Source organism: Mycolicibacterium lacusdiani, from assembly GCF_021916785.1.
In the GTDB taxonomy this organism is placed as follows: Bacteria; Actinomycetota; Actinomycetes; order Mycobacteriales; family Mycobacteriaceae; genus Mycobacterium; species Mycobacterium lacusdiani.
This window is the reverse complement of sequence record NZ_JAKCFC010000005.1, coordinates 201,755-220,083: the sequence shown is the minus strand read 5'-3', so window position 1 is coordinate 220,083 and position 18,329 is coordinate 201,755. Positions and strand designations below refer to the sequence as shown.

Genomic DNA, 18,329 nt, shown 5'->3' with positions numbered 1-18,329 from the left:
TGATGCAGCGTGTGACTTGACAACCGTCCATCAGGCTAAATGATCGGCGTCACGGCGCGAACCAGCAGGCCGACGCTACTGACGGGTAGGTCGGCCGCGTCGCGTCGGGCGGCGGCGCAGAGCCCCGTACCCTTGGAAGACGTGAAGTCCGTCGTGAGCACGTTGCGCACGGTCCGGGGCGCAATTGCATCGACCGCGACCCAGGTACCGCGCCGCAAGCTCGCAGCCATCGTGACGGCGATTGTGATTCTCGTCGCAATCGCGCTCCTGGTGCCTCTACCCTCTGCCCTGCAGCTGCGCGACTGGGCCACCTCGGTCGGCCCGTGGTTCCCGCTGGCGTTCTTCGCAGCGCACGTCGTGGTGACGGTGCTGCCGTTCCCCCGAACCGCGTTCACCCTGTCGGCCGGGCTGTTGTTCGGCCCGTTGCTCGGGGTGACCATCGCGGTGGCGGCGAGCACCATCAGCGCCGTCGCGGCACTGTTCCTGGTTCGCGCGGCCGGCCTGCAACTCGATCGGCTGGTGTCACACCCCCGGGTCGGCATGGTCGACAAGCGTCTACGGGCCCGCGGCTGGGCCACCGTGCTGTCGATGCGGCTGATTCCCGCGGTGCCGTTCTCGGTGCTGAACTACGCGGCAGGTGCGTCGGCGGTGCGCCCGCTCCCCTTCACGCTCGCGTCGTTCGTCGGTCTGCTGCCGGGCACGGCCGCGATCGTGATCCTGGGCGACGCGCTCACCGGCAACGTCAGCCCGCTGCTGTTCCTGGTCTCGTCGTGCACGGCCGCGCTGGGAGTCGCGGGCCTGCTGTACGAGATCCGGACGCACCGCAGGTCGGAGTCCGCAGCCGACGAGCAGACGCCGACTCCCGACGCCGAACCCGCGGTTACGTCCTGACCGGCGCTTCTCAGGCTCGCGGCGGGCCCTTGGCCGTCATCGTCGCGTACAGGCCGAGGAACCCCGACGCCGCGACGATCCCGGGGCTCCAGTCCCTGGCCTTCACGTGGGCCGCGACGGCCAGCACGAAGTAGACGGTCAGCATGAACGTGGTCAGACGCGCGAGCGCCGGGAAGCGGTAGGCCGACAGCAGGCCGATCGCAGCCGCACTCTTCACCACCGGGATCAGCGGGCGCAGTTCGGGCGCCAGGTTGACGTCGTCGAACGCCTTCTCGATCGGCGCGACGGGGATGGCGCATGCGACGGCGTCACCGGCCTGGATGGCGGCCAACACGGCGTAGGTCCGCTTGGCCGTCAGGACGCTCATGACTCGGGCGACCCGTGCCGCGGCGCCTGGGCCGGCTGACCGAAGTTCGTGGCGGGCGGCTGCGCCTGCTGCGAGAGCGGTGCGTACTGCGGTGGGGCGTCGATCGCGCTGGCGACGGGTTTGCGCGCCTCTGCCTCGGCCCTGGCCACCGCCTCGGCGATCTCCGGGTCGGTCTTGGTGTTGAACCACTCGGCGACCTCGGCCGAATCGTCCTCCGGCTTGGGCAGATCGCCCTCCACCGGTGACGGCTGATAGCGGAACACACCGTCCTCGCCGGGCGCTCCGAGCATCTTGGTGAAGCCCTGCAGCGCCGAGCCGAAGTCGCTGGGCACCAGCCAGACCTTGTTCGCCTCACCCTTGGCCATCAGCGGGAGCGTCTGCAGGTACTGGTAGGCCAGCATCTCGGGTGTCGGGCGCCCGGCCTTGATGGCGGCGAACGTCTTCTCGATCGCCTTGGCCTGGCCTTGCGCCTGCAGGTAGGACGCCGCGCGCTCGCCCTGGGCCCGCAGCATCCTGGACTGCCGGTCGGCCTCGGCCGCGAGGATGGCCGCCTGCTTGGCGCCCTCGGCCGACAGGATCTGGGCCTGCTTCTGCCCTTCGGCCTGTTTGATCGACGCCTCGCGGTTGCCCTCCGCGGTGAGGATCATCGCGCGCTTCTCGCGGTCGGCGCGCATCTGCTTCTCCATCGAGTCCTGGATCGAGGGAGGCGGGTCGATGCTGCGGAGTTCGACGCGTGCCACGCGCAGTCCCCACCTGCCGGTGGCCTCGTCGAGGACGCCGCGGAGCTGACCGTTGATCTGGTCGCGCGAGGTGAGGGTCTGTTCCAGCGTCATGCCGCCGACGACGTTGCGCAGGGTCGTGGTGGTCAACTGCTCGACGCCGACGATGTAGTTGCTGATCTGGTAGACCGCGGCCTGCGGGCTGGTCACCTGGAAGTAGACGACGGTGTCGATGTTGACGGTCAGGTTGTCCTCGGTGATGACCGGCTGGGGCGGGAAGCTCACCACCCGCTCCCGCAGATCGACCCTGGCGCGGATCTTGTCGACGAACGGCAGCAGCAGGGTCAGCTGCCCCGACACCGTCTTGCTGTATCGGCCGAGTCGTTCGATCACCGCCGCCTCGGCCTGCGGGATCACCTTCACCGACTTGGCGACGACGATGATGGCGAACAGCACGAGCACGGCAACCAGTACGAGTCCGGCGACAGCACCTTCCATTTCGGTTTCCCCTTACTCAGACGGACTTGAAGACGACTGCGGTGGCGCCGTCGATGCGCACGACGGTCACGTGGTCCCCGGGTTCGTAGACGTCGTCGTCGCTGAGTGGACGCGCCGTCCAGACCTCACCGTCGAGCTTGACCTGTCCCTCGTGGCGGGCCACCCGATCGAGCACCAGTGCGCTCTTGCCCTCGAGCGCCTTGGCGAAGTCCGGCAGTCCCGTGCCTGCCGCGAACCTACGCCGCAGAGCCGGTCGCACCAGGACCAGCAGCAGGATCGACACCACCGCGAAGACAACGCCGTCGACAACGAAGTTGTCGATCAGCAGGCTGGATCCGACTGCAGCCAGGGCGCCGCCGCTGAGCATCAGCAGGAACAGGTCGCCGGTGAGGGCCTCCGCCCCGGCCAACCCCACCGCGGCGATCAGCCAGAGCAACCAGACGGGCATGTGGCCAGCGTATCGCGTCGGCGGCCCGTGCGGCCGTCAACTATTACACTGCGGTCATCATGTGGTGTCCCAGTGTTTCCCTCTCCGTGTGGGCCAATGCCTGGCTCGCAGGCGTCGCGGCGCCCGATGACGTTCTCGATGCGCTATCCTTATGGGCGCCAAGACATTCGGTGACCGCTTACGATTCGGTCGCCGCCGGCCGAACCGGTCTGCCATGGCCAGACCTGACCGACGCGGGTGCGGTGTCGATGCTGCAGACGCTGCGTACCGCGGCAGGCCCTACGACGGGTGAGCCGGCATTCCACGTCGTCCTGCCCGTGCCGGGCGACGTCCGCGGGTTGGCACCGGGCACGCAGTTCCAGACCGACGCCATCACCGCGGGCGAGGCCATCGTCGTGACGTCGGCGCGCGGTGACGCGGTCGGGCTGGTACCCGACTTCCTCTACGACGACGACGCGGACTACGACGCGGAGGCCGAGTACGGCGACCCGTTGGCGCTGTCCTGGACCGTCTACTCGCTGCCGACCGCGCCCATCGCCGACTACCACGACCTCGGCCAGGCCGAACTCGACCTGCGGTCGGCGGTGCGTTCCGCCGCCGATGCCCTCGGCACTCTGCGGGCCGGGACCGTCGGCGCGGACGTGGCCGATCCACGCGGACTCGTCGAGCAGATACTCGAGTCCGGGAGCGCTCACATGGCACCCGAGCACGCCCCCGCCCGGGCGCTGCGGGTGCTCGAGAACGCTGCGCGCGTCGACGCGATCATCACGGTGAGTTCCGGTCTGATGCCGATCGGTCTGCAGACGACCCATGACATGCAGATCGCCAACGACGCGCTGCGGCCCCTGACCGGTGTGGTGCGCTCCGCGCGCTTGGCGGCGGTGGGCGCGATCCTGCAGTCGGCCTGGCGCGACTAGCCCGGCGGCTTGCCGGCAGCTGCCCCCGCAGCAGGCCGTTGGGACACGCACTGCGGCGTGCACAGCGCACCGTTGACCGTGCAGCCGTAGCCGGGAACCGGTGACGGGTCCGCGACCCTGGTGGGTTCGGCGCCGAGACGCAGTTCGTCGATCAGGTCGACCGCCAGGCGCGCGAAGCGTCGGCGGGCGTTCGGCGTACTGGCCCGCGCGAACGCGATCCCGGCGTCCCTGGCCTGGTCGCGAACCTCGTTGTCGAGATCCCAGACCACCTCGATGTGGTCGGCGACGAATCCGATCGGGCAGGCGATGACGGCCTTGGTGCCCGCCGCTGCCAGCGCCGAGAGGTGGTCCCCCACATCGGGTTCCAGCCACGGCACCTGAGGCGGGCCGGAGCGCGACTGCCACACCTGGTCGTAGGAGGCGAACCCCGCCGCCGCGGCGACCAGCGCTGCGGCGTAACCGACCTGACGAGCGTAGAGGTCGGGTCCGCACTGCGATGCCGCGCGCAGGGGAATCGAGTGAGCGGTGAACACCAGCCGTGCCTCGGCGCGCAGATCGTCGGGAAGCGTTGCCGCGGCGTCGGATATCGACTCGGCGAACATCTCGATCAGCAGCGGGTGGTCGAAGTACTGGCGCAGCTTCACGAGTTCGGGCGCGTCGTCTCCGACCACCCTACGAGCCCGGGCGATGTCCTCCTGGTACTGGGTGCATCCGGAGTAGCCGCCCCACGCGGACGTCGTGAACACTGCCGCGCGCCGGACGCCATCGTCACGCATCCGCGCGACGGTGTCCTCAACGTAGGGCTCCCAGTTGCGATTGCCGAAGTACACCGGAAGCGTCATGCCGCGGTCGGCCAGTTCGGCCTCGATCTGCTCGATCAGCGCGCGGTTGATGCCGTTGATCGGTGACACGCCACCGAAGTGCAGGTAGTGCTCGGCGACGCCGTCGAGTCGCTCGGGCGGGATGTTGCGTCCCCGGGTCACGTTCTCGAGGAACGGACGCACCTGCTCGGGCCCCTCCGGGCCACCGAACGAGAGCAGGAGCAGCGCGTCGAAGTCCTGCTGGTTACCGCCGCCGAGTTCCATTGCAGCGCAGTATCTACAGCAGCTGCGTGTGTGCGCCGCCGTCGGCGTACACGACGGTACCGGTGGTTGCGGGAAGCCAGTCGGACAGCAGCGCGCACACCGTCTTGGCCACGGGGGTGGGGTCCTTCATGTTCCAGCCGACGGGAGCGCGCTGATCCCAGCCCTCTTCGAGCAGTCGCATCTGGTCGCCCGCCTCGGCGCCGAGCGCTCCGCCGACGATCGCGCTCATCGCCAGGGTCCGAATCGGGCCGGCCGCAACGAGGTTCGAGCGGACGCCGAACGGCCCCGCCTCGCGGGCGACGAAGCGGTTCACCGATTCGAGCGCGCTCTTGGCGACGGTCATCCAATTGTAGGCGGGCATCGCTCGGGTCGGATCGAAGTCCATGCCGACGATGCTGCCGCCGGAGTTGAGCACCGGCAGTGTCGCCTTCGCCAGCGACGCGTAGGAGTACGCCGAGATGTGGATGCCCTTGGCCACGTCCTCGTACGGCGCGTCGAAGAACGGGTTGATGCCCATTCCGGTCTGCGGCATGAACCCGATCGAGTGCACGACGCCGTCGAGCTTGTTGCCCTCGCCGATTACCTCGGTGATGCGGCCGGCGAGGCTGTCGAGGTGCTCGCTGTTCTGCACGTCGAGTTCGAGCAGCGGCGCCGGGTTCGGCAGCCGGTCGGCGATGCGCTGGATCAGCTTCATGCGGTCGAAGCCGGTGAGCACCAGTTCGGCACCCGCCTCCTGTGCGACCTTGGCGATGTGGAACGCGATCGACGAGTCGGTGATGATGCCCGTGACGAGGATGCGCTTGCCCTCGAGAAACCCTGTCATTCTGCTGACTCCTTGGTGGGGGAAGTGGTGGCGAGCCGAAGCCCGTAGATCAGTGGCCCATGCCCATGCCGCCGTCGACGGGGATGACGGCTCCGGCGATGTAGCTCGCGTCCTCCGACGCCAGGAAGCTCACGGCTCCGGCGACCTCCTCGGCCGTCCCGACCCGCTTGGCGGGGATGTACTCCAATGCGCCGGTCTGGATCCGCTCGTCGAGCGAGCGGGTCATCTCGGTGTCGATGTAGCCCGGGGCCACGACGTTGGCGGTGACGCCTGCCTTGGACAGCTCACGGGAGATCGACCGCGCCATGCCGATCAGACCGGCCTTGGCGGCCGCGTAGTTCGCCTGGTTGCCGATGCCCCACATGCCGGAGACGGAGCCGATGAAGATGATCCGGCCGAACCGCTTGCGCTGCATGCTGCGCGAGGCTCGCTGGGCCACCCGGAACGCGCCGGTGAGGTTGGCATCGATGACGTTCTCGAAGCGCTCCTCGGTCATCCGGATGAGGAACGCGTCCTGGGAGATACCGGCGTTGGAGACCAGGACCTCGACGGCACCCTGATGCTCCTCGACCTCGGTGAAGGCGCGGTCGACGGCAGCGCTGTCGGTGACGTCGCACTCGACGCCGAACAGGCCGTCGGGCGCTCCGGAGCCACGGTGGGTGACGGCCACCTTGTGTCCGTCGGCGGCCAGGCGCTGGGCGATGGCGAGACCGATGCCTCGGTTGCCACCGGTGACGAGGACTGAGCGCGATACGAACTCCGGCATGCTGGCCAACCTATCGCCTCGGCTGGGCGTGATCGAAATCGGATCCGCGGTGCGGCACGGGCACGAGGGCCGGCTCAGCCCGGCAGCCGGCGGTTCAACAGCAGGGCGCCGAGTGCGGCGAACGCCAGGAGGAACGCGCCCAGCCGGAGCCAACCGACGCTCGCGTCACCCTTGATCGTCTCGTACCCGATCTGCTCCTGCAGGGTCGTGAAGACGTCCTTGAGCTGCTGCAGGCTGGACGCGGTGTACGCGCTGCCCCCGGAGAGGTCGGCGATCTTCTTCAGCATCTCGTCGTCGACGGGCACCGGCTGGCGCTGCCCGTTGATCTCGACGAAGCCATACGGAGTGCCGAACGACACGGTCGAGACAGGCACGCCCTGGTCCTTGGCCGTACGGGCCGCGGTGTAGGCGCCCTTCGGGTTGTCTGGATTCGAGGGCACCGTCTCCTTGCCGTCCGACATCAGCACGACGCGCGCAGGCGGCGCGTCCTCACCCCCGCCGATGACCGCGCCGACGGTGGCGATCGCCTGCAGCGCGGTGAAGATGCCCTCGCCCGTCGCGGTGCGGTCGGCCAGTTGCAGCTTGTCGATGGCAGCCTTCGACGCCTCGCGGTTCGTCGTCGGAGCCACCAGCACCGTCGCCGTACCCGCGTAGGCGATGAGACCGAGGTTGATTCCCGGGGTCAGCTGGTCGGCGAACTGCTTCGCCGCCTCCTGTGCGGCCACCAGGCGGTTCGGTGCGACGTCGGTGGCGCGCATCGACTGCGAAACGTCGATCACCAGCATGACCACCGCGCGATTGCGCGGTATGCGAACGTCGTTGGTCGGCGCGGCCATCGCGACGGTGAACAGCACCATCGACAAGACGAGGAGGATCGCGGGCAGGTGCTTCCAGCGCGTGCTGCGCTTCGGTGCGATGCTCTCGAGCAGCTCCATGTTCGCGAAGCGCAGCATGCGCTTCTGCCGGGCCAGCTGCGCCACGACGTACAGCCCGGCCACGGCGGCGACCACGATCAGGAACAGCAGATACCAGGGGTGTTCGAAGCCGGACAGGCTCATCGGCCCGAGCAGGGGTAATGTCATGTGTTGCTTGCCATTTCAGCCCGAATCCTCGCTACCGGAGAGCCAGACGGCGGTTCGCCACGAACCTCACCACGTCGGCAATCCAGTCGCGGTCGGTGCGCAGGGTGAGCAGCGGTGCACCGCACCGGCGCAGCGTCCTGGCCACCTCGGCGCGGTGTGCGCCTGCCGCCTTCGCGAAGTCCTCGCGCAGTTGAGCGTCGATCGTGAACTCGCGCGTCACACCGGATTCGGTGTCCTGCAGGATCACCTCGCCGACGTCGGGCAGTTCCACGTCACGGGGATCGAGCACCTCGATGCCCAGCACCTCGTGCCGACCGGCGATGGCGCGCAACGGCTTCATCCACGTGATTGGCCCCAGGAAGTCACTGATGACCACGGCCATGCCGCGGCGCCGCTCCGGCCTGCGCAGCGCATCGATGGCCGCCGCGAGGTCACCGCGCACGCCCACCGGCGCCTTGGGCATCGTCGCGATGGTCCGCAGGATCTCCTGCTCGTGCAACCGGCCGGACAGGGCGGGCACCCGCTTGGTGGCGTCACCGTTGGTGATCACGGCACCCAGCCGGTTCCCGCCACCACTGTTGAGGAACGCCACCGCCGCGGCCGCGGCCACTGCGAGGTCGCGCTTCTCGCAGCCCGCCGTGCCGAAGTCGAGGCTCGCCGAGACGTCGACGACCAACCACGTCTCGAGTTCGCGGTCGGCGATCATCTGCCGCACGTGCGGGGTCGTGGTGCGTGCCGTCACCGACCAGTCCATGCGACGGACGTCGTCGCCGGGCTGGTAGACCCGGGACTCCCCCGGCTCCGAGCCAGGGCCCGGGATCAATCCCTGATAGTCGCCGTGCAGCACGCCGTCGAGCTTGCGGCGCACCGTCAGTTCGAGCTTGCGCAGCGCCGCCGAGAGTTCGGGGTCACGGATCTGACCCCGTTGCAGTGACGGCAGATCGACTGCCCGGCCCTCGGACCGGGTCACCGACCGCTTGCCGCCGCTGCCGCGGTGGGCACAGCGGGCGCCACCGAATGGCCTTGCTGCGGAATGGCATTGACCTGGGGCAGCGCAACCGTCTGCAGGATGCGGTTGACCACGGTCTCCGCGGACACCTCGTCGGCGAGCGCATCGTAGGTCAGCACCAGGCGGTGACGCAGCACGTCCGGGATGATCTCGACGACGTCGGTCGGGATGACGTAGTCACGCCCGCGGATCAACGCCAGCGCGCGCGACGCTGCGATGATGCCGAGCGACGCACGCGGCGATGCACCGTAGGCGATCCAGGCCTTGGCGTCGGGCATCCCGAAGCGCTCGGGCTCACGCGTCGCGGTCACGATGCGCACCACGTAGTCGACGAGCGCGTGGTGGACGAAGACGCCGGAGGCCACGCCCTGCAGGCGCAGCAGGTCGTCGGGGTTGAGGATCTGCTTCGGCGTGGGCGGGGTGACGCCCATCCGGTAGATGATCTCGCGCTCTTCCTCGGGCGACGGGTAGTCGATGTTGAGCTTGAACAGGAAGCGGTCGCGCTGCGCCTCGGGGAGCGCGTAGACGCCCTCCTGCTCGATCGGGTTCTGCGTCGCCATGACCAGGAAGGGGTTGGGCAGCGGGAACGTCTTGCCGCCGATCGACACCTTGCGCTCGGCCATGACCTCGAGCAGCGCCGACTGCACCTTGGCGGGTGCGCGGTTGATCTCGTCGGCGAGCAGGAAGTTCACCATGACCGGACCGATCTCGGTGTCGAACTCCTCCTTGCCCACGCGGTAGATCCGGGTGCCGACGATGTCGGTGGGCACCAGGTCGGGCGTGAACTGGATGCGGGCGAACGTTCCGCCGACCACCTTGGCGAACGTCTCGACGGCGAGGGTCTTCGCGACACCGGGGACGCCCTCGAGCAGGACGTGTCCCTTGGCGAGCAGGCCGACGAGCATGCGCTCGAGGAGTTGGTCCTGGCCGACGATGATGCGCTTCACCTCGAAGATCGCGCGCTCCAGCGTGTGCACCTCCGACTGGAGACCTGCGCTGGCAGGCGGCGGCGTCTGCTGCGGTCCGCCGGCGTAGCCCTGCGCCGGGCCGGGACCGGGAAAGCCTCCGGCGCCCTGCTGCGGCCCACTCGGTGACGTCATCAAGCACCCTCCACATCGCTCGCGTCAGACCTACCGGTCCGACTCGCCCAGCCAGACGGCGGGCGCTAGTCCCCAACTATTCCAGGCACTTCGAGATCCGTCGACGTTGCCCGGTTCGGGCGAGTGTCGCGACCCGGGTGATTCAGGACTCGATGATGCGCGTGAGGTACGGCTGCAGACCTGCCGTGCGCAGCGGGCTGACCGTCACCTTCTCGGCGCTGCCCGACGCCTCGAGCATCTTGCCGCCGCCGAGGTAGATGGCGACGTGCTGGCTGCCGCCGGGGCCCCAGAACAGCAGATCGCCGCGCTTGGCTTGGGACTGTGGCACCTTGCGACCGGTGTTGTACTGGTCGCCCGAGTACTTCGGGATCTGCACGCCGACGCCTGCGAAGGCGAAGCGGGTGAAGCCCGAGCAGTCGTAGCCGACCTTGCCCGCGTCGTAGTCGACGCCTGCGCTCGGCCCGTTGAGCGCACCGCCACCCCAGGAGTACGGCACGCCCATTTGGGAGCCGCCGCGCCTGATGACGTACTCGATGGCCGCGGGTCCGCGGACGCGCCCGCCGGGCAGTGCCGCCGCGGCGGGTTTGCCGCCGAGACCGATGCTGGAGAGGAACTGCTGTCCGAGGTTCTGCGTGGTCTGCAACGCGATCTGGCTCACCTGGAACGACGCGTTGGCGATGGCGACCGGGTCACCGGGCGCCCCCGAGCTGGCCACCTTCGGCAGCGTCGGATCCCAGGCACCCTCGTCGGGCGCGGCCGCCGCGGGCACCGTGAGCCCGATCATCAGCGACAGCGCGCCGAGCAGCGGCACTAGCGCCTTGGCGATGCGAGAGGACTTGGGAGCCAAGGAGATCACCATTCGATGAGTCGGGTTGCGTACGGCGTCATGCCGCTGGTCCGGACGGGTGAGACCTTCACCACCGAACCGGTGTACGGCGCCTCGAGCATCTGGCCGCCACCGAGGTACATCGCGACGTGCTGGCTGGCGTTGGGACCCCAGAACAGCATGTCGCCGCGCCGCATCTCCGACGTCGGCACCTTGCGGCCGGCGTTGTACTGGGAGCCGGAGTAGTGGTCGAGCTTGATGCCGACGCCGGCGAACATGTAGAGCATCAGACCCGAGCAGTCGAAGCCGACTGTGCCCGAGCCGGAGTCGATCCCGCGGCTGGCGCCGGCAGCGTTGCCGCCGCCCCACGAGTAGGGCGTGCCCATGACGGCCATGCCGCGCTTGATGACGTACTCGGTGGCCTGCTGTCCGTAAACCCGCGGGATGGCACCGTTGGTGATTCCCGTTGGCGTGGGCAGGATTCCGAGCTTCTGCAGAAAGCTGCGACCCATCTGCTGCGTCGCCTGCATCGACGTGGTCGCGATACCGAGGATGGCGTTGATGATCGCGACCGGGTCGCCACTGACGAACGCGCTCGGAATGGCGGGCAGCGTCGGGTCCCACGGCGTCGCCCAGTTCCCGCCGGCCGGTGCAGGCGCCCCGGGGCTGCGGTCCCAGTCGGCCGAGGGGCCCGACGGCGTCACCGCATTTCCGGCCGGCGCAGCGGGCGGGGACGCAGTGCCTGCGGACGCATTGCCTGCCGGAGCCGATGCCGACATCTTGCGGACCTCCGCCAGCTTGGCCTGGGCCGAGGCCCGTTCGGCGCTGAGGCGGTCGAGTTCGCGCTGCTGATCCTTGAACGTCTGCTGCGCGTCGGTGAGCGACTTGACCGCCGCGTCCTGGCTGGACTGGGCGTCGGCGAGGGCCTGGTCGGCCTTCTGCTGGGCCATGCGGGCGGCCGAGTCGCGATTCGCCTGCTCGGTGCGGGCGCGCATCAGGTCGTCGATCGCCTGCCGGGAACTGACGGCGAGCGTCTGCCCGGTGGCTGCGGTGTCGATGATCTCGCGCGGATCGTCCGCGGTGAGGTAGGACGCGGACGGGCCATTCACGTAGGCCGACGCCGCGAACTGGTCGAACCGCTGCTGCGCGGAGGCGATTGCCGCATCGGCCTCGGTGAGTGCCGACTTGCTGGCCTCCACCTCGCCGCGGGCCTTGTCGGCGGCTTCCCTGGCGCTCTGCACGCCGACGATTGCCTGGTTGACGCTCTCCTGCTCGGCCTGGATCTCACTGCCGAGGTTCTGGAGCCTCTGATTGGCATCGGCGACCTCTGCCACCAGTGCGGAAATGCCTTCTGGGCCGCCCGGTTCAGCCACGGCGATCCCCGGGCCGTGGCTGAACACCGTGGCGACGAGGACTCCGAGCACTAGTGAGCTTGCGCCGACCCGGCCCGACAGGCGGTAGGCAGAGGCGCTCGTGATGCGTCTCATGGGTCTCCGGTCTCCTAGGGCAGCGCGCGAACGCGCCGGAATGTCCGTCGAGTGCCGAGTCACATGAGTCACATTGAACGCACCTGCAACATCGAGCACCTTCTGCACCGTACGTCACAAAAAGCGCTAAAGAAACGCCAGTAACGAATTACAAACTTGTAATTGAAACCGGCGTTATCGAAAGGTTATGAAGCCTTTTCCGAAATGCGAAGAACGGGTCAGTTCGCAGGCGGCGCAGCGTCTTCCGCGACGGCGGAACCGGCGGGCGCACGCCTGGCCCGAACTTGCAGCAGCCGGGTCGCAACGGCCGCCGCCAGGACACCGATCACGAGCACGACCGTGAATGCGGTCCACGGGAAGTGCGTTGCTTCCAGTTCGCCGACGAAATTCGTCGCCGATTGCACCGGATTCCCGGTCTTCGCGACGTCTTGGCCGGCCTCGAGGGTGGCGCGGTCGAATTCCTCGCTGTAGGTGCCCGCGAAGGATGGGCTGATCGTCAGCACCGTGGACCCCGGGTGTGCCTGCCCCACCTCGGTGGCGATGTCGCGCAATGGGGTGTCGATCGGCGGATTGGTCGGGACCACCACGATCTTCAGGTCGATGCCGTTGGCCTTGGCATCGGCCACGACCGCCTTGAGCCCCGGCACGTCGGCCGCAGGCGCGCTGACGCCGTCCCTGCTCACCGCGGCGTTTACGGCGACGATGTCCACGTCCGGCGGGATGTAGGCCGGCGGGAACGGAATGACGTGTGGTCCGGTCACACGCGCAGGGTACGGGATCGGGCACCCCATGAGTGGGATCGACTGGCATCGAACACGGATCGGGACAAGACTGGACCCCGGCCTTGGTCGCTTAAAAGGACAAGCGTACTGTAGGAATCGGAAGCGCCGCCGACACAGCCCCGTCGCGGCGATTACTACACCGGGAGTTGATGTGAGCAGCGTGAATTCATTCTCCGCGCGCGACACCTTGAAGGTCGGCGACGAGAGCTACGAGATCTATCGGCTGGACGCCGTACCCGGCACGGAGAAGCTCCCGTACAGCCTCAAGGTGCTCGCCGAGAACCTCCTTCGCACCGAGGACGGCGCGAACATCACGAAGGATCACATCGAGGCGATCGCGAAGTGGGATCCGTCTGCCGATCCCAGCGTCGAGATCCAGTTCACCCCGGCCCGGGTGATCATGCAGGACTTCACCGGCGTGCCGTGCATCGTCGACCTGGCCACCATGCGCGAGGCCGTCGGCGACCTCGGTGGCGACCCGCAGAAGGTCAACCCGCTCGCCCCCGCCGACCTGGTCATCGACCACTCGGTGATCGCCGACCTGTTCGGTACCGCCAACGCCTTCGAACGCAACGTCGAGATCGAGTACGAGCGCAACGGCGAGCGCTACCAGTTCCTGCGCTGGGGCCAGGGCGCGTTCGACGACTTCAAGGTCGTCCCGCCCGGCACCGGCATCGTCCACCAGGTGAACATCGAGTACCTGGCGAGCGTCGTGATGCTGCGTGACGGGGTGGCCTACCCCGACACCTGCGTGGGCACCGACTCCCACACCACGATGGAGAACGGCCTCGGCGTGCTCGGCTGGGGCGTCGGCGGCATCGAGGCCGAGGCCGCGATGCTGGGTCAGCCCGTGTCGATGCTCATCCCCCGTGTCGTCGGCTTCAAGCTCAGCGGCGAGCGCCGCCCGGGCGTGACCGCAACCGACGTCGTCCTCACCGTGACCGAGATGCTGCGCAAGCACGGCGTCGTCGGCAAGTTCGTCGAGTTCTACGGCGAAGGCGTCTCCGAGGTGCCGCTGGCCAACCGCGCCACCCTCGGCAACATGAGCCCCGAATTCGGTTCCACCGCAGCGATCTTCCCGATCGACGAGGTGACCATCGACTACCTGCGCATGACCGGTCGCGACGAGCAGCAGCTGGCACTGGTCGAGGCGTACGCCAAGGCGCAGGGCATGTGGCACGACCCGAGCCGTGAGCCGAAGTTCTCCGAGTACCTCGAACTGGACCTGTCCGACGTGGTGCCGTCGATCGCCGGACCCAAGCGTCCGCAGGACCGCATCGCCCTCGACGACGCGAAGTCGGCCTTCCGCAAGGACATCCACAACTACGTCACCAACGGTGAACCCGCGCCGGAGACCAAGCTCGACGAGGCCGTCGAGGGAACCTTCCCCGGCAGCGATCCCGTCACGCTCTCCTTCGCCGACGATGACTCCGCGCCGCTGCACTCCGCGGCGAACAACGCCGAGGGCAGGCCCACCAAGCCGGTCACCGTGCGCTCCGCCGAGCGCGGCGAGTTCGTGCTCGACCATGGCGCCGTGGCCATCGCCGCGATCACGTCGTGCACCAACACCTCGAACCCCGAGGTCATGATGGGCGCTGCCCTGCTGGCGAAGAAGGCCGTCGAGAAGGGCCTGACCGCCAAGCCCTGGGTGAAGACCACGATGGCACCGGGCTCGCAGGTGGTCACCGACTACTACGACAAGGCCGGCGTGTGGCCGTACCTGGAGAAGCTGGGCTTCTTCCTGGTGGGTTACGGCTGCACCACCTGCATCGGCAACAGCGGACCGCTGTCCGACGAGATCTCGGCCGCGATCAACGAGAACGACCTGTCCGTGACCGCGGTGCTGTCGGGCAACCGCAACTTCGAGGGCCGGATCAACCCGGACGTCAAGATGAACTACCTGGCGTCCCCGCCCCTGGTCATCGCCTACGCGCTGGCAGGCACGATGGACTTCGACTTCCAGAACGACGCGCTCGGCAAGGACGAGCAGGGCAACGACGTCTTCCTGAAGGACATCTGGCCGACGCAGCAGGAGATCTCCGAGACGATCGCCTCGTCGATCAACCAGGAGATGTTCCGCAAGAACTACGCCGACGTCTTCAAGGGCGACGACCGGTGGCGCAACCTGCCGACGCCGAGTGGCGACACGTTCGAGTGGGATTCCAAGTCGACCTACGTGCGCAAGCCCCCGTACTTCGACGGGATGCCCGCCGAGCCGCAGCCGGTGACCGACATCAGCGGCGCTCGAGTGCTGGCGCTGCTGGGCGACTCGGTGACCACCGACCACATCTCGCCTGCAGGCAACATCAAGGCGGGTACGCCTGCTGCGCAGTACCTCGACGAGCACGGCGTCGACAAGGCGGACTACAACTCCTACGGGTCGCGTCGTGGCAACCACGAGGTGATGATCCGCGGCACGTTCGCGAACATCCGCCTCAAGAACCAGCTGCTCGACGACGTCTCGGGCGGTTACACGCGCGACTTCACCAAGGATGACGCGCCGCAGGCGTTCATCTACGACGCAGCGCAGAGCTACGCCGCCCAGGGCACTCCCCTGGTCGTGCTCGGCGGCAAGGAGTACGGCTCGGGCTCGTCGCGCGACTGGGCGGCCAAGGGCACGTCGCTGCTCGGCGTGCGCGCGGTGATCACCGAGTCGTTCGAGCGCATCCACCGGTCGAACCTGATCGGCATGGGCGTCATCCCGCTGCAGTTCCCCGAGGGCGAGTCCGCGGCGTCGCTCAAGCTCGACGGCACCGAGGTGTTCGACATCTCGGGCATCGAGGCACTCAACGAGGGCAAGACGCCCAAGACGGTGCACGTGACGGCGACCAAGTCCGGCGGCGACAAGGTCGAGTTCGACGCGGTGGTCCGAATCGACACCCCCGGCGAGGCGGATTACTACCGCAACGGCGGCATCCTGCAGTACGTGCTGCGCAACATGCTGAAGTCGAACTGACCGCAGGCAGAAGAAGCAGAGAAGACGAGGCGCTTCCTTGCCCCGGGTGACCGAGGACCATCTCGCGGCGCGCCGTCGCGAGATCCTCGACGGTGCAAGGAAGTGCTTCGCTCAGTACGGCTACGACAAGGCGACCGTGCGGCGGCTCGAACAGACGATCGGGCTGTCGCGCGGCGCCATCTTCCACCACTTCAAGGACAAGGACACCCTGTTCTTCGAGTTGGCCCACGAAGATGCCGAGCGCATGGCGGACGTCGCCGCCCGTGAAGGACTGGTTCAGGTCATGCGGGACATGCTGGCCGCGCCCGAGCAGTTCGATTGGCTGGCCACGCGGCTGGAGATCGCCAGGAAACTACGCACGGATCCGGTGTTCAACAAGGGCTGGGCTGAACGCTCGGCGGAGTTGTCGGCTGCGACCACCGAACGGCTGCGTAGACAGAAACAGGCAGGCCGGTTGCGTGAGGACGTGCCGAGCGCGGTGCTGCAGACCTACCTCGATCTGGTGCTGGACGGCCTCGTCGCCCGACTCGCGTCGGGCGACGACACCGAACGCCTAGGCGCAGTACTCGATCTGGTGGAGGCGTCCGTCCGCCAACGGTGAATCGGGTCTGACTAGCTTCGCGTGCGGTGGTTCGGTCCGCCTCGGCTACGCATGGTGGTGCCGGATTCGCGCAGCATCGCGTGGATGGACCCGTAGGACCGTCCCGTGCTCGCTACGAGTGATCGGATGCTCGCGCCTTTTTCGTAAGCGCTTCGCAGTTCGTCGAGCAGTTGATCGCGCGACTTGGTGTCTCTCATCAATACCCTCCCGGCAGCTCTTCCGGATGTGTGCGGGAGTTGTAATACCCTGCCCATCCGGATTCAATCGCCGTGGGCGAGAACTGAGTTTGCGGAGGAGACGGCCCGACGCGGCTCTGCCGTCAGGCCAATTCGATGAGTTCGCGGTATTCGTCAGACCAGAAGTCCTCGGTGCCGTCGGGAAGCAGCACCACCCGCTGCGGTTCCAACGCCTCGGCGGCGCCCGGATCATGGGTCACCAGAACGACCGCGCCGGCGTAGCTGCGCAGGGCGTCGAGCACCTGCTCACGAGACGCCGGATCCAGGTTGTTGGTCGGTTCGTCGAGCAGGAGCACGTTGGCCGTCGACGCCACCAGACCCGCCAGCGCCAGACGCGTCTTCTCACCACCGGACAGCGTGCCCGCCGGTTGATCGAGTTGGGGCCCGGTGAACATGAAGGCGCCGAGCAGGCTGCGCAACTCCTGTTCGCCGGTGTCGGGCGCCGCGTGCCGGATGTTCTCCCACACCGATGCGAGGCCGTCGATCGTGTCGTGCTCCTGGGCGAAGTACCCGAGCTTGAGGCCGTGCCCGGGCTCGATCGCCCCGGCGTCGGCCTTCTCGGCGCCCGCGAGGATGCGCAGCAGCGTGGTCTTGCCCGCGCCGTTCAATCCCAGCACGACGACGCGGGAACCCTTGTCGATCGCCAGGTCTACGCCGGTGAAGATCTCGAGCGAGCCGTAGGTCTTGGTCAGGCCCTTGGCCACCAATGGCGTGCGACCGCATACCGCTGGCGTCGGGAACCGGATCTTGGCGACCTTGTCGGCAACGCGCTCGTCGTCGAGTTCGGCGATCATGCGCTCGGCCCGTCGCAGCATGTTCTGTGCGGCAACGGCTTTGGTGGCCTTGGCCCCCATCTTGGCGGCTTGGGTGCGCAACGCACCCGCCTTCTTCTCGGCGTTGGCCCGTTCGCGGCGCCTGCGCTGCTCGTCGGTGGCCCGGGCGTCGAGGTACTTCTGCCAGCCCATGTTGTAGACGTCCGCCTCGCCGCGCACCGCGTCGAGGAACCAGACGCGGTTGACGACGTCGGCGAGCAGTTCCACGTCATGACTGATGACCACTAGTCCACCGGCGTGGTTCTGCAGGAACGACCGCAGCCAACCGATCGAGTCGGCGTCGAGGTGGTTGGTGGGTTCGTCGAGGAGCAGGGTGGTATCTGAACCCGAACCGGTGTCCGACGCCGCGAACAGGATGCGGGCCAATTCGACGCGACGCCGCTGACCACCGGACAGCGTGCGCAGCGACTGGGTCAGGATGCGCTCCGGCAGGCCGAGGCTCGCGCAGATGCGGCCAGCCTCGCTCTCCGCGGCGTATCCACCGAGCGCGGCGAAGCGCTCCTCGAGTTCGCCGTAGCGACGGACCGCCTTGTCGCGGGCGGCGTCGTCGGCGACCTCGGCCATGATCGTCTGCTGCTTCTCGAGGTCGGACAGCAGCATGTCGAGCCCGCGCGCCGACAGGACGCGGTCCCGGGCCAGCATGTCGAGGTCGCCTTCTCTGGGATCCTGTGGGAGGTACCCGATCTCGCCGGTCCGCTCGATCCTGCCCGCGTAGGGCTCGCCCTCCCCCGCCAGGATGCGCATGGTGGTGGTCTTGCCTGCGCCGTTGCGGCCGACCAGACCGATGCGGTCGCCCGGTTGGATGCGCAGTGCCGAGCCTTCGGTGGACAGCAGCGTGCGCGCGCCGGCGCGGACCTCCAGGTCCGTTGCGGTGATCACGCTGCTGACCTACCCCTCTGTGTA

At 68.1% G+C, this 18,329-nt stretch carries 18 protein-coding genes; 4 read left to right on the top strand and 14 right to left on the bottom strand.

Annotation, left to right across the window (positions count from 1 at the left end):
- Positions 1-141 precede the first annotated feature (141 nt).
- Positions 142-891, top strand: a complete 750-nt coding sequence (locus LOK44_RS17595) for a TVP38/TMEM64 family protein (protein ID WP_237571378.1) — start codon at positions 142-144, stop codon at positions 889-891.
- Positions 892-901: 10 nt separating this feature from the next.
- On the opposite strand, the gene LOK44_RS17590 is transcribed toward LOK44_RS17595, so the two are convergent.
- The 3 genes from LOK44_RS17590 to LOK44_RS17580 are packed head-to-tail and all read right to left on the bottom strand — an operon-like array spanning position 902 to position 2,923.
- The gene (locus tag LOK44_RS17590) at positions 902-1,258 is read right to left on the bottom strand and encodes a DoxX family protein (RefSeq protein ID WP_237571377.1); all 357 of its coding nucleotides are present in this window, start codon (positions 1,256-1,258) and stop codon (positions 902-904) included.
- The gene (locus LOK44_RS17585) at positions 1,255-2,475 is read right to left on the bottom strand and encodes an SPFH domain-containing protein (protein WP_237571376.1); all 1,221 of its coding nucleotides are present in this window, start codon (positions 2,473-2,475) and stop codon (positions 1,255-1,257) included. Before LOK44_RS17585 ends, LOK44_RS17590 begins: the two co-directional genes overlap by 4 nt.
- 16 nt (positions 2,476-2,491) lie before the next feature.
- The gene (locus LOK44_RS17580) at positions 2,492-2,923 is read right to left on the bottom strand and encodes an NfeD family protein (protein WP_237571375.1); all 432 of its coding nucleotides are present in this window, start codon (positions 2,921-2,923) and stop codon (positions 2,492-2,494) included.
- A gap of 59 nt (positions 2,924-2,982) precedes the next feature.
- On the opposite strand from LOK44_RS17580, the gene LOK44_RS17575 reads away from it, so the two are divergent.
- Positions 2,983-3,840, top strand: coding sequence for an Rv1486c family protein (locus LOK44_RS17575; RefSeq protein WP_237571374.1), 858 nt, complete (start codon positions 2,983-2,985; stop codon positions 3,838-3,840).
- Here the strand turns inward: LOK44_RS17575 and LOK44_RS17570 are convergent.
- The 9 genes from LOK44_RS17570 to LOK44_RS17530 form a co-directional block, all read right to left on the bottom strand.
- A complete protein-coding gene (locus LOK44_RS17570) occupies positions 3,837-4,925 on the bottom strand; it encodes a ferrochelatase (protein WP_237571373.1) in 1,089 nt (362 codons plus the stop codon). The genes LOK44_RS17575 and LOK44_RS17570 overlap by 4 nt on opposite strands.
- Positions 4,926-4,938: 13 nt before the next feature.
- Entirely contained in the window at positions 4,939-5,748 is an 810-nt protein-coding gene (gene inhA / locus LOK44_RS17565; protein WP_237571372.1) for an NADH-dependent enoyl-ACP reductase InhA, read from the bottom strand.
- A gap of 49 nt (positions 5,749-5,797) precedes the next feature.
- On the bottom strand, positions 5,798-6,514 hold the full coding sequence (fabG1, locus tag LOK44_RS17560) for a 3-oxoacyl-ACP reductase FabG1 (protein ID WP_237571371.1): 717 nt from the start codon (positions 6,512-6,514) through the stop codon (positions 5,798-5,800).
- A gap of 74 nt (positions 6,515-6,588) precedes the next feature.
- Positions 6,589-7,596 carry a VWA domain-containing protein gene (locus LOK44_RS17555; protein WP_163917729.1) on the bottom strand — a complete coding sequence of 336 codons (1,008 nt, stop codon included), beginning with the start codon at positions 7,594-7,596 and terminating at the stop codon, positions 6,589-6,591.
- 31 nt (positions 7,597-7,627) lie between these two features.
- Complete coding sequence (locus LOK44_RS17550; protein WP_163917730.1) at positions 7,628-8,566, bottom strand: DUF58 domain-containing protein; 939 nt, start codon at positions 8,564-8,566, stop codon at positions 7,628-7,630.
- Positions 8,563-9,705 carry a chaperone MoxR1 gene (gene moxR1 / locus LOK44_RS17545; protein ID WP_237571370.1) on the bottom strand — a complete coding sequence of 381 codons (1,143 nt, stop codon included), beginning with the start codon at positions 9,703-9,705 and terminating at the stop codon, positions 8,563-8,565. Before moxR1 ends, LOK44_RS17550 begins: the two co-directional genes overlap by 4 nt.
- Before the next feature lie 142 nt (positions 9,706-9,847).
- Positions 9,848-10,489 carry an NlpC/P60 family peptidoglycan endopeptidase RipB gene (gene ripB / locus LOK44_RS17540; RefSeq protein ID WP_237571535.1) on the bottom strand — a complete coding sequence of 214 codons (642 nt, stop codon included), beginning with the start codon at positions 10,487-10,489 and terminating at the stop codon, positions 9,848-9,850.
- A gap of 68 nt (positions 10,490-10,557) precedes the next feature.
- Positions 10,558-12,018: an NlpC/P60 family peptidoglycan endopeptidase RipA gene (gene ripA / locus LOK44_RS17535; RefSeq protein ID WP_237571369.1), complete on the bottom strand. Its 1,461-nt coding sequence runs from the start codon at positions 12,016-12,018 to the stop codon at positions 10,558-10,560.
- A 218-nt stretch (positions 12,019-12,236) separates the two neighbouring features.
- A complete protein-coding gene (locus LOK44_RS17530; protein ID WP_249783687.1) occupies positions 12,237-12,809 on the bottom strand; it encodes an Rv1476 family membrane protein in 573 nt (190 codons plus the stop codon).
- Between the two features lie 142 nt (positions 12,810-12,951).
- Here LOK44_RS17530 and acnA point away from each other — a divergent pair, with 142 nt between their 5' ends.
- Positions 12,952-15,756 carry an aconitate hydratase AcnA gene (acnA, locus tag LOK44_RS17525; protein WP_308192761.1) on the top strand — a complete coding sequence of 935 codons (2,805 nt, stop codon included), beginning with the start codon at positions 12,952-12,954 and terminating at the stop codon, positions 15,754-15,756.
- A 37-nt stretch (positions 15,757-15,793) separates the two neighbouring features.
- Positions 15,794-16,357 (top strand): TetR/AcrR family transcriptional regulator, encoded by a 564-nt coding sequence (locus LOK44_RS17520; protein ID WP_237571367.1) that lies wholly within the window; start codon positions 15,794-15,796, stop codon positions 16,355-16,357.
- Between the two features lie 11 nt (positions 16,358-16,368).
- Here the strand turns inward: LOK44_RS17520 and LOK44_RS17515 are convergent, their stop codons facing one another.
- Complete coding sequence (locus LOK44_RS17515) at positions 16,369-16,554, bottom strand: helix-turn-helix domain-containing protein (RefSeq protein ID WP_163917737.1); 186 nt, start codon at positions 16,552-16,554, stop codon at positions 16,369-16,371.
- 122 nt (positions 16,555-16,676) lie between these two features.
- Complete coding sequence (locus tag LOK44_RS17510) at positions 16,677-18,305, bottom strand: ABC-F family ATP-binding cassette domain-containing protein (RefSeq protein WP_237571366.1); 1,629 nt, start codon at positions 18,303-18,305, stop codon at positions 16,677-16,679.
- Between the last annotated feature and the right edge of the window lie 24 nt (positions 18,306-18,329).

Bases quoted from the DNA above. Each gene is read 5' to 3' on its own strand.
- LOK44_RS17575 (WP_237571374.1), top strand. From the start codon at position 2,983: ATGTGGTGTCCCAGTGTTTCCCTCTCCGTGTGGGCCAATGCCTGGCTC.
- LOK44_RS17530 (WP_249783687.1), bottom strand. From the start codon at position 12,809: ATGGGGTGCCCGATCCCGTACCCTGCGCGTGTGACCGGACCACACGTC.
- LOK44_RS17515 (WP_163917737.1), bottom strand. From the start codon at position 16,554: ATGAGAGACACCAAGTCGCGCGATCAACTGCTCGACGAACTGCGAAGC.
- ripA (WP_237571369.1), bottom strand. From the start codon at position 12,018: ATGAGACGCATCACGAGCGCCTCTGCCTACCGCCTGTCGGGCCGGGTC.
- LOK44_RS17555 (WP_163917729.1), bottom strand. From the start codon at position 7,596: ATGACATTACCCCTGCTCGGGCCGATGAGCCTGTCCGGCTTCGAACAC.
- LOK44_RS17590 (WP_237571377.1), bottom strand. From the start codon at position 1,258: ATGAGCGTCCTGACGGCCAAGCGGACCTACGCCGTGTTGGCCGCCATC.
- fabG1 (WP_237571371.1), bottom strand. From the start codon at position 6,514: ATGCCGGAGTTCGTATCGCGCTCAGTCCTCGTCACCGGTGGCAACCGA.
- LOK44_RS17580 (WP_237571375.1), bottom strand. From the start codon at position 2,923: ATGCCCGTCTGGTTGCTCTGGCTGATCGCCGCGGTGGGGTTGGCCGGG.
- ripB (WP_237571535.1), bottom strand. From the start codon at position 10,489: ATGATCGGGCTCACGGTGCCCGCGGCGGCCGCGCCCGACGAGGGTGCC.
- LOK44_RS17570 (WP_237571373.1), bottom strand. From the start codon at position 4,925: ATGGAACTCGGCGGCGGTAACCAGCAGGACTTCGACGCGCTGCTCCTG.
- LOK44_RS17585 (WP_237571376.1), bottom strand. From the start codon at position 2,475: ATGGAAGGTGCTGTCGCCGGACTCGTACTGGTTGCCGTGCTCGTGCTG.
- inhA (WP_237571372.1), bottom strand. From the start codon at position 5,748: ATGACAGGGTTTCTCGAGGGCAAGCGCATCCTCGTCACGGGCATCATC.
- moxR1 (WP_237571370.1), bottom strand. From the start codon at position 9,705: ATGACGTCACCGAGTGGGCCGCAGCAGGGCGCCGGAGGCTTTCCCGGT.